Consider the following 13,126-nt stretch of genomic DNA (forward strand, 5'->3'; position numbering starts at 1 on the left):
CCTGTCTTTCGTCCTGCTGCCATGGCTCCAACTGCCTTGCTGAGCGTGTCTGATAAGCGGGGGGTGGTGCCCCTTGCTGAGGCTCTCAATCGGCTCCATGGCTATCAGCTGCTCTCCAGTGGTGGAACAGCCAACGTGCTTGAGGAGGCTGGATTGCCGGTCACACGCGTGGCCGATCACACCGGTGCTCCTGAGATTCTTGGCGGTCGCGTGAAGACACTCCACCCTCGAATTCATGGCGGAATCTTGGCGCGAAGAGGAGATCCGGCCCATGAGGCCGATCTCCTCGCACAGAAGATCGATCCCATCGATGTGGTGGTGGTGAACCTTTATCCGTTCAGGGAAACCGTCTCAGACCCTGATGTGAACTGGGATACGGCCATTGAGAACATCGACATCGGCGGACCCACGATGGTTCGCTCTGCGGCCAAAAATCATGCCCATGTCGCGGTTCTCACCAGTCCTGAGCAGTACGACGGTTTTTTGCAATCGCTGTCTCGATCGGCTGGAGGCGTGGACGCGAATGTGCGCCGGCAGTTGGCTTTAGAGGCGTTTGCCCATACGGCGGCGTATGACGTCGCGATCAGTCGTTGGATGCAAGCTCGCCCTGAGCTGCACCCCGCTGTGGATGCCAGCTCTTCCGTCGAGGCCAAAGCTCCAGCCGAAGCCCTGCCATGGCTCGAAGCGCTGCCGCTTCGGCAGACGTTGCGCTACGGGGAGAACCCCCACCAGAAGGCGGCTTGGTATAGCAGCAGCGTGGGCTGGGGGGGTGCCAAGCAGCTTCAGGGGAAGGAACTCAGCACCAATAATTTGCTCGATCTGGAAGCGGCCCTGGCCACCGTTCGTGAGTTTGGTTATGGCGTAGAGGGCCTTCATCGCGCCGAACAAGCGGCGGCTGTGGTGGTCAAGCACACCAATCCCTGTGGAGTGGCGGTGGGTGATGGCGTGGCGACCGCCCTCACCCGGGCTCTCGATGGTGATCGAATCAGTGCCTTCGGCGGCATTGTTGCTCTGAATGGCGTGGTTGATGGCTTTGCGGCTAAGGAGCTCACAAGCTTGTTCCTGGAGTGTGTTGTGGCGCCTGGGTTTAGCCCAGAAGCGCGTGAAATTTTGGCCGCCAAAGGCAATCTCCGCCTCCTCGAGTTGGCGCCTGAGGCCATTGATGCGGCGGCCAAAGATCATGTCCGCAGCATTCTTGGTGGTGTTTTGGTGCAGGATCTCGACGATCAGCCAATCGACCCCTCCGCTTGGACGGTGGCGAGCCAGCGTCAACCCACCACGGCTGAATACGCCGATCTCCGCTTTGCTTGGCAGCTCGTGCGTCACGTGCGCTCGAATGCAATTTTGGTCGCACGTGATGGACAGAGCCTGGGTGTGGGGGCTGGTCAGATGAATAGGGTTGGCTCTGCCCGACTTGCTTTAGAGGCTGCTGGTGAGCAAGCGCTGGGGGCTGTGCTCGCCAGTGATGGCTTCTTCCCTTTCGATGACACCGTTCGCCTCGCCGCAAGCCATGGAATTAAGGCTGTGATCCATCCAGGCGGCAGCCTTCGGGATGCCGACTCGATCAAAGCCTGCGATGAGCTCGGTTTGGCCATGGTGCTGACCGGACGCCGTCACTTTCTTCACTGAGAACACGGGCACCTAATCTCGCTTTACTCGTCCACTCAACGAACTGATCCATGACCCTGCCAGCTCTGCCTTTTGCCGCCAACTTCATGCACCCCCTAATGATGTGGGGGCTCTTGGCGGCGGGTGGTTATTCCATGTTTCTTGGCATCAAAGCCAAGAAGGTCCGGACAGGGACCCCAGAGCAGCGCAAGGCCCTGCTACCAGGCAAGTTTGCCCAGCGTCATTACCGCTGGGGAAGTCTGATCCTTGCGGTGATGGTGACCGGAATGATCGGTGGTATGGCCGTGACCTACATCAACAACGGCAAGTTGTTCGTGGGTCCGCATCTGCTCGTGGGCTTGGCGATGACCGGAATGATCGCCCTTGCCGCGTCCTTGGCTCCCTTCATGCAGCAGGGGAATGTGATTGCCCGGAAAGCTCACGTTGGGCTCAACATGGGCACCCTCACGTTGTTCCTGTGGCAGGCGGTGAGTGGAATGGAGATTGTGAACAAGATCTGGGTGAATCGCTGATCGTGTTCAGCTGAGCTTGTTCAAAAGGCTGCCCGTCGTCTTGGCGGGCAGACAAGACCATGGCTTGCATGGAAATCTTCTTGCACTTTCCAGGTGAGACGCCTGGAAATTTGCCGCACAATTTGGCGCAAAAGGTGATCACCACTGGACTGCACTAACCCGTCAGGGAGCAGGGTGATCATCTTGGGCAGGTGAATCCAAACGGATAGATCAAGATCCCAGCTCACCGCCGTGAGCTCCTCGGAGGCGTCACTCGAGCTGTTGTCCTCAAGGCTTAGGTTGGCCTGGAAATCAACGTCGTACAGATCCGCTAGGGCTGGATCTTGATTGCTGAGAGGCACCGTAGTGATCGCGTAATTACCAGCGTTCTGCGGTAAGAGGCGCAGGCCGATCGTGGGTTCTACCTCAAACCCGAAGTTGCCAAAGCGTCCGAGCGTGAGGGCATAGGCCTGCTCGTCAATGGCCTTGACCTCCATGGGAGCGGCACAACGGCGAAACCAGCCTTCGTGCCGATCGAGGTAGGCCCCGACGGTTTGAAAGTCAGCACGCATCTCCATGCGATCGCGAAATTCACTGCGATAACAGCGGACTTGACGGCTATCGCTACCGCGCAATGTGTCGGTTGAGGGTCTCGTCAAGAGCAGCACGTAGGCAGGTCCCCGGTTGGAGAAGTCTCCATGATGAACCAATGTAAAGGGAGCTGGGGGTCAGTTTTCGCTCAGGGCGATCAGTCTCTGAATGACATGCTCCACGACCCGATCTGGCGTGGAGGCCCCGGAGGTGATTCCGACGGTGACGGGCCCCTCGGGCAAGAACAGCTCTTCAAGGGTGAGTTCTTCGCCAAGGGGCTTGTGTTCAATCGAGTTATCGGAGTGAATGCGCTCTGGAGTATCGATGTGGAAGGAACGGATCCCTCGGCTAACAGCAATTTCTTGCAGGTGGGTCGTGTTGGAGGAGTTGTAGCCCCCAATCACCACCATGAGATCCACGGTTTCATCAACGAGCGAGAACATGGCATCCTGCCGCTCCTGGGTGGCGTCGCAGATGGTGTTGAACGCTAAAAAATGCTCATTGAGTTCTGTGGGCCCGTACTTGCTGAGCATGGTGCGCTCAAACAAGCGGCCAATTTCTTCGGTCTCACTTTTGAGCATGGTGGTTTGGTTGGCCACACCCAAGCGTTCAAGATCACGATCGGGGTCAAACCCTGGCGAAGAAGCGTTTGAAAACCGTTTCATAAACGCTTCGCGATCGCCATTCCCGAGAATGTATTCAGCGACAAGCCTGGCTTCCTCGAGATCGAGAACAACGAGATACGTACCGGCAAAGGAACTCGTTGCCAGCGTCTCTTCGTGTTTCACCTTGCCGTGAATGATCGAGGTGAAGGATTGCTTCTTGTGCTTCTCCACCGTTGTCCACACCTTTGAAACCCATGGACAGGTGGTGTCAACAATGTGACAACCACGCTCATTGAGAAGTTGCATCTCCTGAACGGTTGCACCAAAAGCCGGAAGGATTACCACATCGCCCGAGGCCACGCCAGAAAAATCCTTAACTCCCCCCTCGACGGAGATGAACAACACGTCCATTTCCCGCAGGTGGTCATTCACCGATGGGTTATGGATGATTTCGTTGGTGATCCAGATCCGTTCTTGCGGGTAGTGACGTCGCGTCTCGTAAGCCATGGCGACAGCCCTCTCCACGCCCCAGCAGAATCCAAACGCTTCGGCAAGGCGGACCTGGAGACGGCCATGGGTTAAGCGATACCCGTTGTCTCGAATGGACCCGATCAGGCTGCTCTGGTAAGCCTGCTCCAAACTGCCTGCCACCTCTTCGGCTCGACCGAAGCCTCGCCGGTTGTAGCGATCGGAGTGATGCAGGGAGCGTTTGAAGGCGTGAGTATCCATATCTGTAACCACAGTGGTTTGACTCTATGGGCTGTCTGGCACTAGCGACTGATCGCGGATGCCAATAAAAAACCCTGTCCCATGGAGGGACAGGGTGAAGTGCAGATCAAATGCTGCAAATGGAACGGTTTATCGGCCTGATGACACGAAATCTGGATAGGCCTCCATGCCGTGCTCACCAATATCAAGGCCTTCCACTTCTTCCTTCTCGGTGACGCGGATGCCCCCGAACAACCCACCGATCACAGACCATGCAATCCAGCAAGTCACGATCGTCCAAATGGCGTAGGCCGCACAACCCAGTGCTTGGATTCCGAGTTGACTGATGCCACCTCCGACGAACAGGCCCAGAGGTGAGCCATCGCCTTGGATGTCAAAACCCCAAAGACCAACCACCAAGGTTCCCCAGACGCCACAGACGCCATGGACGGAGAAGGCTCCGACTGGATCATCAATGCCTGCTGAATCCAAAGCTGAAACGGCGAAGACGACAATGATTCCGCCGATCAGACCAGCAACCCATGAGCCCACAAACGTCAGGTTGCCGCAGCCTGCCGTGATGCTCACCAGGCCGGCAAGGATGCCGTTGATGATCATGGTCAAATCAGGTTTCCCTGAAGTCAGGGTTGAGATCACGGTGGCCCCAATCGCACCACCAGCTGCAGCCAATGTTGTGGTTACAGCGACGTAAGGAACCCACTGATCCATGGCGAGCTGGGATCCAGGGTTGAATCCATACCAGCCAATCCAAAGAATCAGTGCACCAAGAGTGGCGATAGCCATGTTGTGGCCAGGGATCGCCTGAGGCTTGCCATCAATGAATTTGCCGATACGGGGGCCAAGCAGCATGGCTCCAATGAGGCCAGCCCAGGCTCCAACGGAATGAACGATGGAGGACCCAGCAAAATCAATAAATTCTTTGTCACCAACGGAGTTCAGCCATCCTCCATTCCATTCCCAACTCCCTGCAATGGGGTAAATGAATGCAGTGAGAATGAGCGAAAACACCACGAATTCGCCAAATTTCACGCGCTCAGCTACGAGGCCTGAAACGATTGTTGCTGCCGTTCCAGCGAAAGCCGCCTGAAACAAGAAGTCGACGCTTGGAACAAGGCCAGCTTCAGAGATCAGTTCTGGCGTAACAGCCGGATCAAAAAACAGCCCGTTGAAGTAGAGCCAGCCAGCGGCTATGGGATCGCCGTACATCAACGAATAACCGACAAACCAATAGGCGGTTACTGCAAGTGCAAAGACAAACAGGTTTTTAGCGAGAATATTGACTGCATTTTTTTGGCGACACATTCCGGCTTCCACCATGGCGAAACCGGCGTTCATGAAAATCACCAGGATCGTCGCAACCAGCAACCAAAGGTTGTTGGCTAAAAAGGCGGCGCTGAGTTCTGGCATCTCTGCGGCATGAGCCGACAGGTTGAACAGCCCAAGCCCAAAAAGGGCCAGCGGCACGCAGCCAAGCCACAAGAGTGAGCGATTGGTTTTAAACCCACGAATGCTTTGAAGGAGAAGCATCGGGCCATCAGCAAGACTCGCCTCCTGAAGGCGAGATTTGCGTCGCTTGTTCGGCGACTCGTAAGCAGTTGTCATAGAAAGAACCAAGACTGCAATTTGAGCTGGACAAAAAGATGTCCGCTTGAACCACCTAAAACTGCTCGCTAAGGCACACTTCTCAAGTCGCTGTTGCTACCAAATCTGGATTTAATAAAGTTCTAGGTCTTTTTACTGACGGGGATAAACCGGCTGGAGGCCTTCCCAAGTGATCTGATCAAGCTCAAAGTTGAAGCGGCAAGGCAGCACTTCCACTCCTGCTGCCATAGCGACCCTGAACAGATCTCCATAGTGGGGATCGGCGCTGTCCCCGGGGGCAAAAGCAGTGACATCCGGCCGGCTTAGGCAGGGAATCAAGACCCCTCTTGCCTCAGGAATGAGTGCCGTGAGTTCCTCCAGGTGTTTTTGGCCCCGTTCCGTCACCGTGTCGGGGAAGAGCGCAATGTCGCCGCGGCTCCAGGTGGTGTTTTTAACTTCGACATAAATGGGGCGTTGATCGTCTGCGCTGTCGTCTGGAGTGAGCAATAAGTCGATGCGACTTCTGCGATTGAGGCCGTAGGGAACCTCGGCGCGGATGGTCTTGATCGGGCCGAGTTGGTTTTTGAGTTCTCCGGCTTCGATCAGGGCCCGAATCAGTTTGTTCGGCAAAGCCGTATTGATGCCAGCCCAACACAACGTTCCGTCGCTGCTTGGGACCTCGGCCTGCTCCCAGGTCCAAGCCAACTTGCGCTTCGGGGAAGGGGCATGACGGACCCGGACCCTTCCACCGGGATGGAGCACGCCTTTCATGGGCCCAGTGTTGGCGCAGTGGACGGTGACGACCTGTCCATCGTTGAGCTCCACATCAGCCAGAAAGCGTTTGTAGCGCTTCAGGAGCACGCCTTCGCTGAGGGCAGGAAACTGAAGGATCGACGTGCCGGTCATGGCTGCTGGCTGAATCCGCCCATGGTGGCCTGGCACAGGGTTGAGAATGCTGGCTCGGAAGCGCTGTGAAAAGACGACGAATGGCGAGATCTCTCAAGCGCATTGCCCTGGTCGTCACCTACGGCACGTTGTTGAGCAAGGTTGGTGGCTTGGTGCGTCAGTTGGTGATTGCAGCCGCCTTTGGGGTGGGTGCTGCCTATGACGCTTACAACTACGCCTACGTCCTCCCTGGCTTCCTATTAATCCTTTTGGGCGGGATTAACGGGCCCTTCCATAGCGCGATGGTGAGCGTGCTCAGTCGCCGTCCCCGGGAGGAGGGAGCGCACATTTTGGCCACGTTGAACACGATGGTCAGCACGCTGCTGCTTGGGGTAACCCTTGTGCTGGTCGTGGCGGCTGATCCCCTAATCACGCTCGTGGGCCCTGGTCTGAGTTCGGAGTTGCACCGCATCGCGGTGGTGCAACTGCAAGTGATGGCGCCGATGGCTCTGTTGGCCGGCCTGATCGGCCTTGGCTTTGGATCGCTGAATGCTGCTGATGAGTTCTGGATCCCAGCGATTTCGCCGTTGATGTCCAGCCTTGCTCTTATCCTGGGCATCGGTTTGCTCTGGTGGCAGGCGGGATCTGCGATCTCAACGCCCGCTCTCGCGCTGTGGGGAGGGGTGGTGTTGGCCTTATCCACCCTGGTGGGGGCGGTTCTGCAATGGCTTCTGCAGCTGCCTGCCCTTATGAAGCAGGGCTTGGTTCAATTGCGTCTCGCCTGGGATTGGCGCCATCCCGGTGTTCAGGAGGTTTGGCAGGTGATGGGCCCGGCCACCCTGTCGTCGGGAATGCTGCAGATCAATGTGTTTACCGATCTGTTTTTCGCTTCGGGGTTGCTTGGAGCGGCGGCAGGGCTTGGTTACGCCAATTTGTTGGTTCAGACCCCGCTGGGGTTGATTTCCAACGCGTTGTTGGTGCCACTGTTGCCCACCTTTTCCCGGTTGACGGCTCCACAAGATCGCCCAGAGCTGATCGCTCGCATCCGCCAGGGTTTGATGTTGTCGACGGCATCAATGCTTCCCCTTGGTGCCTTGTTTTTGGCCCTCGCAACCCCAATTGTGGCTCTGGTGTACGAGCGGGGTGCGTTTAATCAAGGTGCGGTGGAGCTTGTTACGGGCTTGTTGATGGCCTATGGACTTGGCATGCCGGCCTATCTCGGCCGAGATGTGTTGGTGCGCGTGTTCTATGCCCTGGGCGACGGCACCACACCCTTTCGCCTTTCGGTCATCGGTATTGGCCTGAATGTGGTGTTCGATTGGGCCCTGGTGGGTGGGCCAACGCCTTGGGGACCGCAACTTCCCTTCAATTTCGGAGCAGCAGGTCTGGTGCTGGCCACGGTCTTGATCAATGTGCTGACCTGCGTTGCGCTGTTGTTAGCTCTGCAGCAGCGCTTGAAAGTCTTGCCGTTAAAGCAGTGGTGCTTGGATGGTTTGCGCCTCACGGTTGCAGCCGCTGGAGCTGGGATCGTGGCCTGGGGCTTGAGCCAAGGGGTGCGTTGGCCCGTTGATCTAGTGGGCCGACTCCTGCAGGTAGGCCTGTCGGGATCGCTAGGGGGGTTGGTGTTTGTGGCGTTAGGGCAAGCCTTTGCTGTTCAAGAGGTTCGCGAGATCAGCCAAGGTCTGTCGCGTCGCTTCATTCGTCGCTGAGGCGGACGTCTCGGTCTTCACGCACCTGGATCGGTAATTCGAGGTGTTGTCGACCGACGAGTTGGGGTCCTTGCACAGACAGGATGCGCGCTTCAATGCCGAAGTCTCGGAAAGCGGTTTCCATCTCTTGAATGAGCGCTTTTTCCACCTGGGCTTCGGGATCAACAACCTTCCCGATTAACCGTTCGCCGAGGCGGCCGATCCGTTGCCGGACCACATCGCGGGCATTGGTGACCTCGATGATCAGCACGGCAGAGTCCAACAACGGTTCAACCTTATCGGCAGTGTCCTTCGAGAATCTCTTCGAGGTCTGAAAGTTGAGAGGACGGCAACAGACGCGCCATCGGCAATCGCGCACTTCCTCCCCCAATCGGCACTTGAACTGCCTCGAGGGCTTGTCGTGCTGCCACCACGGCGCCTTGATCGAGCAGCGCACTGCATTCAATCGCAAGGGCTTCGGCTAAGCCGGCATCTCCCAAATACAAGTGCCATCCAGCCACTTGGATGTAAAGACGGTCCGCCAGTGTTGAGGTGAGGGCCCGTAGATCAGCTGAGTCCAGAGTCATCTTTCGTTTGTGTCTGTATCGGTGTCTGCATCTTTGCCTGGGCGCAAACGGATCACCACCAGCAGGTGAACAATCAAGACCCCAAGCCAAGCTTCAGTCCATAGGTCGAGATGGCTCCAGGGGTGACGCATCTCTTGCACAAACCAAAGGCCGCTGCTGACAGCGGCAAATCCCCCGGCGTGGAGGCAGAAATTCACCACCCTGTTGAAATGCCTGTAGGTGGCATTGTTGGGATCGGCGGGTCCGTACCAGCGGAGCGGCATGGGATGACCCTCGTGACTTCATTGATTTTGACGTGTTGATGTCCGTTGGTTGACGAAGGGTGCCTTGATACGGTCAGATGGTGGCTTCCAAGCGCTTGTAGCTCAGCGGATTAGAGCATCTGACTACGGATCAGAGGGTCGGGAGTTCGAATCTCTCCAGGCGCGCTTCTGAAAACTGCCGATAAGGCAGTTTTTTTTTGAAGATTCGTATGGGCAAGGGACCTATTCCCTACGATTCGTGCACTGATGTCTGAAACGCATGACAGATCGCTCCGCAGCCTCGATTAATGCATCTCTGAAGGCTGCAGACCCTGCCATTGCTGGTTTGATCGATCAGGAGCGGATGCGTCAAGAGACGCATCTTGAGTTGATCGCATCGGAGAACTTCACCTCCAAGGCGGTGATGGAAGCTCAGGGCTCTGTTCTGACGAATAAATACGCAGAGGGGCTACCTCACAAGCGTTATTACGGCGGTTGCGAGCACGTGGATGCCATCGAAGAATTGGCCATTTCAAGGGCGAAGGACCTCTTCGACGCGGCTTGGGCGAATGTTCAGCCCCACAGTGGCGCTCAGGCGAACTTCGCGGTGTTTCTTGCCTTGCTTCAGCCCGGTGACACGATCCTTGGGATGGATCTCAGCCATGGTGGGCACCTCACCCATGGCTCTCCAGTCAATGTGAGCGGCAAGTGGTTCAACGTGGTCCAGTACGGCGTTGATAAAGAGACGCAGCGCCTCGATATGGAGGCCATTCGCCAGCTGGCTCTCGAGCACAAGCCCAAATTGATTATTTGTGGCTATTCGGCCTACCCACGCGCCATTGATTTTGCTGCGTTCCGCTCGATTGCGGATGAAGTGGGTGCGTACCTGTTGGCAGATATGGCCCATATCGCCGGCCTCGTGGCTGCTGGGGTGCATGCCAGTCCGGTCCCTCATTGCGACGTGGTGACCACCACCACGCACAAAACGCTGCGCGGCCCCCGTGGTGGTTTGATCCTTTGCCGCGATGCTGAATTCGCGCGCCGATTCGACAAGGCGGTGTTCCCAGGGTCGCAAGGTGGACCGTTGGAACACGTGATCGCGGCCAAGGCTGTGGCCTTCGGCGAAGCTTTACAGCCCGGTTTCAAGGCTTACAGCCAACAGGTTGTAGCCAATGCTCAGGCCCTCGCCTCCCGTCTTCAGGAGCGATCGATCGATGTGGTGAGTGGTGGTACTGATAACCATGTGGTGCTTTTGGATCTGCGCAGCATCGGGATGACCGGCAAGGTGGCTGATCTTTTGGTGAGTGATGTGCACATCACGGCCAACAAAAACACCGTTCCCTTTGATCCTGAGTCTCCCTTCGTGACGAGTGGTTTGCGTTTGGGAACGGCGGCCCTCACTACCCGCGGCTTCGACGAGAAGGCCTTCCATGAGGTTGCTGATGTGATCGCTGATCGGCTTCAGAACCCTGAGGATGACGCCATTCAGGCGCGTTGTTTGGAGCGAGTGAGTGACCTCTGCAAACGGTTTCCGCTCTATGCCCCTGCTCTGGAACCAGCTCTTGCATAACCGCCTGAGGTGCCGTGTCCCTCGGCCTATTTCTGCCTAATATTTGTTCTTAAAAGATTCTTTTTGGTGTCGTTCCGCCGGAGCTTTGTGTGACGTTTGCGAGCACTCCTCTCGCAGTCGCTTCGGCGAGTCTGGTGGTCGCGGCCGTCATTACGACGTTGCTCGTCCCCCTCGTGCGGCGGCTGGGGTTGAAATTGGGTCTTACAGATCAGCCCGATCCCCGCAAACAGCACACCACCCCCATGGTCCGATTGGGGGGCATCGCCTTGGTACTGGGTTTTTGTTTGTCCCTGGTGGTGACTTGGTGGATGGGCGGTTTTGGGATGTTGGCTCCAGCCCGTGACCAGCTCATTTGGACCACGCTTGCGGGGTCTCTCTGCTTTTTTGTGATCGGACTTGCGGACGATCTGTTTGCCCTGTCTCCTTGGCCTCGCTTGGCGGGTCAGATCGCTGTTTCGGTGGTTGTTTGGTCCCAGGGAGTCCGTATTGGAGCGATTGATCTGCCCTGGTTAGCGAGCAGCTCCGAAGCCTTGCTGCTCCCGGATCTGCTCAGCTTGCTCGCCACGGTGATCTGGTTGGTGGGGATCACCAATGCGATCAACTGGCTCGATGGTCTTGATGGCTTGGCTGCAGGTGTGGCTGGAATCGCTGCGGTTGGCTTGGTGTCCGTGAGCTTTTCGCTTCATCAGTCAGCGGCTGCTTTTCTTGCTGCCGCGTTGGCTGGAAGTTGTCTTGGCTTCCTCCGTCACAACTTCAATCCAGCGCGCATTTTTATGGGCGATGGCGGATCGTATTTTTTGGGATTCACCCTGGCCGCTGTCAGCATTGTTGGCCCGGCAAAAGGGCTCACAACCGTGAGCTTGTTGCTGCCGTTATTGATTCTTTCCTTGCCCTTAGCCGATATGTCGGCTGTGATCATGGGGCGTCTCAGCGATGGTCACTCCCCTTTTTATCCGGATCGCCGTCATCTCCATCACCGACTTCTACGTGCTGGGTTTAGCCATCGACGCACGGTTGTCTTGATCTATGTGTTCACGCAGTGGTTGGCGTCCTTGGCGATGGTGGTTGCCAACGTGGAAATGCGTTTTCTCTGGCTTGGATTGGCGACAGCCATCCTCGTTGCCACGGTCGTGACCATCAACCGTCAGCGTCATCTTGAAGCGGTCACCGAGCCATCAGACCTGGAATCTTCAGCCAATGACCGCCATCGCTGATCGCTCGAAGCGCTCGGGTGTTGAGATTCTCTGCGTTGGGACGGAGCTTCTGCTTGGCAACATCCTCAATGGCAACGCGCGTTGGTTGTCGGAGGAGCTTGCTTCTCTTGGTCTCCCTCATTTTCGCCAAACGGTTGTGGGAGACAACCGTGATCGCCTGATTGCGCTGGTTCAGGAAATCGCGCAACGCTCCAGCGTGTTGATCGTGACCGGTGGGCTTGGACCAACCCCGGATGACCTCAACACGGAGGCGATTGCCGCTGCGTTTTCTGTTCCTTTGGAAGAGCGAGCCGACGTTTGGTCTGACATTCAAGACAAGGCCCATAGCCGCGGTCGTACCCCTGGCCCTGAAACTCGCCGTCAGGCGCTCTTGCCAGTTGGGGCCGAGGTTCTATGGAATCCAACGGGAACGGCCCCCGGCATGATCTGGACCCCGGTGCCTGGATTCACAGTGCTCACGTTTCCCGGTGTGCCCAGTGAGATGAAGGCGATGTGGAAGGCCACGGCCGCGCCCTGGTTCCGTTCGTCCGGCCTCTCGAAGGGTGTGTTTGTGAGCCGTCTCCTTCATTTCTGGGGAATTGGTGAGTCCACGTTGGCTGAACAGGTTTCTGATCTATTGGAGGGGGTGAACCCCACGGTTGCTCCCTATGCCGGTCGTGGAGAGGTCAAGCTCCGGATTACGGCCTGCGCTGATGAGCCGGCGCAGGCTTGGACGCTGGTGGATCAAACCGAGCAGGAGTTGCGTCAGCGCACGGGCAACCTGTGCTTTGGCATGGATCAAGATTCATTGGCTTCTGTTGTGTTGAAGTGGCTGGGGCAAGCCGGCCAAACCCTGTCTGTGGCGGAATCCTGCACGGGTGGCGGGTTAGGTGCTGAGCTCACAGCGGTGCCCGGCGCCTCTTCCGTGATGCTTGGTGGGGTGATCTCCTATGCCAATGCCGTTAAGCGAGATCTGTTGTCCGTGCCTGAAGCGTTGCTCGAGCAGCACGGTGCCGTCAGTGCGCCAGTGGCGGAGGCGATGGCGCTGGGTGTTCGTCGTCTCACCGGATCGGACTGGGCGCTTTCGGTCACGGGAATCGCTGGCCCTGATGGCGGAACGCCGGAAAAACCCGTGGGATTGGTGTTTGTTGCTGTCGCTGGACCCGATGGATGCAGCAGTCAGCGGTTGCGCTTGGGGAACACTCGCGGCCGGGAGTGGATCCGGACCGTCAGTGCTGGGGAGGTTTTGAATGCCCTGCGCTTGCGCTTAATCGCCAACGCTGAGAACGAGTGCTCGGAGCGGGAACCCTGAAAAGCGAGATCCAGCGGATTGGA

General features: G+C 57.3%; 13 protein-coding genes and 1 tRNA gene. 7 read left to right on the forward strand and 7 right to left on the reverse strand.

The features are described from left to right. Positions 1–21: 21 nt before the first annotated feature. Both purH and DXY38_RS03435 read left to right on the forward strand, forming a co-directional pair. Positions 22–1,629: a bifunctional phosphoribosylaminoimidazolecarboxamide formyltransferase/IMP cyclohydrolase gene (gene purH, locus DXY38_RS03430; RefSeq protein WP_115070469.1), complete on the forward strand. Its 1,608-nt coding sequence runs from the start codon at positions 22–24 to the stop codon at positions 1,627–1,629. A gap of 50 nt (positions 1,630–1,679) precedes the next feature. Continuing rightward, on the forward strand, positions 1,680–2,141 hold the full coding sequence (locus DXY38_RS03435; protein WP_006853698.1) for a DUF4079 domain-containing protein: 462 nt from the start codon (positions 1,680–1,682) through the stop codon (positions 2,139–2,141). Positions 2,142–2,161: 20 nt separating this feature from the next. Here the strand turns inward: DXY38_RS03435 and DXY38_RS03440 are convergent, their stop codons facing one another. The 4 genes from DXY38_RS03440 to sfsA form a co-directional block, all read right to left on the reverse strand. Further along, positions 2,162–2,788, reverse strand: a complete 627-nt coding sequence (locus tag DXY38_RS03440; protein ID WP_115070470.1) for a DUF1997 domain-containing protein — start codon at positions 2,786–2,788, stop codon at positions 2,162–2,164. Between the two features lie 60 nt (positions 2,789–2,848). After that, positions 2,849–4,045 carry a 4-hydroxy-3-methylbut-2-enyl diphosphate reductase gene (locus tag DXY38_RS03445; RefSeq protein WP_006853696.1) on the reverse strand — a complete coding sequence of 399 codons (1,197 nt, stop codon included), beginning with the start codon at positions 4,043–4,045 and terminating at the stop codon, positions 2,849–2,851. Positions 4,046–4,174: 129 nt separating this feature from the next. Continuing rightward, positions 4,175–5,647 (reverse strand): ammonium transporter, encoded by a 1,473-nt coding sequence (locus DXY38_RS03450; protein ID WP_115070471.1) that lies wholly within the window; start codon positions 5,645–5,647, stop codon positions 4,175–4,177. A 132-nt stretch (positions 5,648–5,779) separates the two neighbouring features. After that, positions 5,780–6,532 carry a DNA/RNA nuclease SfsA gene (gene sfsA, locus DXY38_RS03455; RefSeq protein ID WP_115070548.1) on the reverse strand — a complete coding sequence of 251 codons (753 nt, stop codon included), beginning with the start codon at positions 6,530–6,532 and terminating at the stop codon, positions 5,780–5,782. A gap of 80 nt (positions 6,533–6,612) precedes the next feature. On the opposite strand from sfsA, the gene murJ reads away from it, so the two are divergent. Continuing rightward, a complete protein-coding gene (gene murJ, locus DXY38_RS03460; RefSeq protein ID WP_115070472.1) occupies positions 6,613–8,220 on the forward strand; it encodes a murein biosynthesis integral membrane protein MurJ in 1,608 nt (535 codons plus the stop codon). Here murJ and DXY38_RS03465 read toward each other — a convergent pair. The 3 genes from DXY38_RS03465 to DXY38_RS03475 are packed head-to-tail and all read right to left on the reverse strand — an operon-like array spanning position 8,207 to position 9,049. Then, positions 8,207–8,470, reverse strand: a complete 264-nt coding sequence (locus DXY38_RS03465; protein WP_006853692.1) for a hypothetical protein — start codon at positions 8,468–8,470, stop codon at positions 8,207–8,209. The two genes, murJ and DXY38_RS03465, sit on opposite strands and share 14 nt — an antisense overlap. Positions 8,471–8,495: 25 nt before the next feature. Then, complete coding sequence (locus DXY38_RS03470) at positions 8,496–8,786, reverse strand: DUF3181 family protein (RefSeq protein WP_006853691.1); 291 nt, start codon at positions 8,784–8,786, stop codon at positions 8,496–8,498. Then, a complete protein-coding gene (locus DXY38_RS03475; protein ID WP_006853690.1) occupies positions 8,783–9,049 on the reverse strand; it encodes a hypothetical protein in 267 nt (88 codons plus the stop codon). The genes DXY38_RS03470 and DXY38_RS03475 overlap by 4 nt, the downstream gene beginning before the upstream one ends. A 91-nt stretch (positions 9,050–9,140) precedes the next feature. Here DXY38_RS03475 and DXY38_RS03480 point away from each other — a divergent pair. The 4 genes from DXY38_RS03480 to DXY38_RS03495 all read left to right on the forward strand — a co-directional run bounded on the left by DXY38_RS03480 (position 9,141) and on the right by DXY38_RS03495 (position 13,103). Further along, positions 9,141–9,214, forward strand: a tRNA-Arg gene (locus tag DXY38_RS03480). Positions 9,215–9,308: 94 nt separating this feature from the next. After that, entirely contained in the window at positions 9,309–10,598 is a 1,290-nt protein-coding gene (gene glyA / locus DXY38_RS03485) for a serine hydroxymethyltransferase (RefSeq protein WP_115070473.1), read from the forward strand. An 89-nt stretch (positions 10,599–10,687) separates the two neighbouring features. Next, positions 10,688–11,812, forward strand: a complete 1,125-nt coding sequence (locus DXY38_RS03490) for a glycosyltransferase family 4 protein (RefSeq protein WP_115070474.1) — start codon at positions 10,688–10,690, stop codon at positions 11,810–11,812. Then, complete coding sequence (locus DXY38_RS03495; RefSeq protein WP_371410984.1) at positions 11,796–13,103, forward strand: competence/damage-inducible protein A; 1,308 nt, start codon at positions 11,796–11,798, stop codon at positions 13,101–13,103. The genes DXY38_RS03490 and DXY38_RS03495 overlap by 17 nt, the downstream gene beginning before the upstream one ends. The last annotated feature ends 23 nt before the right edge of the window (positions 13,104–13,126 follow it).

Origin of the sequence: Synechococcus sp. UW179B, from assembly GCF_900474245.1 — a bacterium.
Classification (GTDB): Bacteria; Cyanobacteriota; Cyanobacteriia; order PCC-6307; family Cyanobiaceae; genus Synechococcus_C.

What these genes read in the sequence shown, in the direction of transcription:
- purH (WP_115070469.1), top strand. Translation starts at nt 22, where the DNA reads ATGGCTCCAACTGCCTTGCTGAGCGTGTCTGATAAGCGGGGGGTGGTG.
- DXY38_RS03435 (WP_006853698.1), top strand. Translation starts at nt 1,680, where the DNA reads ATGACCCTGCCAGCTCTGCCTTTTGCCGCCAACTTCATGCACCCCCTA.
- DXY38_RS03445 (WP_006853696.1), bottom strand. Translation starts at nt 4,045, where the DNA reads ATGGATACTCACGCCTTCAAACGCTCCCTGCATCACTCCGATCGCTAC.
- DXY38_RS03450 (WP_115070471.1), bottom strand. Translation starts at nt 5,647, where the DNA reads ATGACAACTGCTTACGAGTCGCCGAACAAGCGACGCAAATCTCGCCTT.
- sfsA (WP_115070548.1), bottom strand. Translation starts at nt 6,532, where the DNA reads ATGACCGGCACGTCGATCCTTCAGTTTCCTGCCCTCAGCGAAGGCGTG.
- murJ (WP_115070472.1), top strand. Translation starts at nt 6,613, where the DNA reads ATGGCGAGATCTCTCAAGCGCATTGCCCTGGTCGTCACCTACGGCACG.
- DXY38_RS03470 (WP_006853691.1), bottom strand. Translation starts at nt 8,786, where the DNA reads ATGACTCTGGACTCAGCTGATCTACGGGCCCTCACCTCAACACTGGCG.
- DXY38_RS03475 (WP_006853690.1), bottom strand. Translation starts at nt 9,049, where the DNA reads ATGCCGCTCCGCTGGTACGGACCCGCCGATCCCAACAATGCCACCTAC.
- glyA (WP_115070473.1), top strand. Translation starts at nt 9,309, where the DNA reads ATGACAGATCGCTCCGCAGCCTCGATTAATGCATCTCTGAAGGCTGCA.
- DXY38_RS03495 (WP_371410984.1), top strand. Translation starts at nt 11,796, where the DNA reads ATGACCGCCATCGCTGATCGCTCGAAGCGCTCGGGTGTTGAGATTCTC.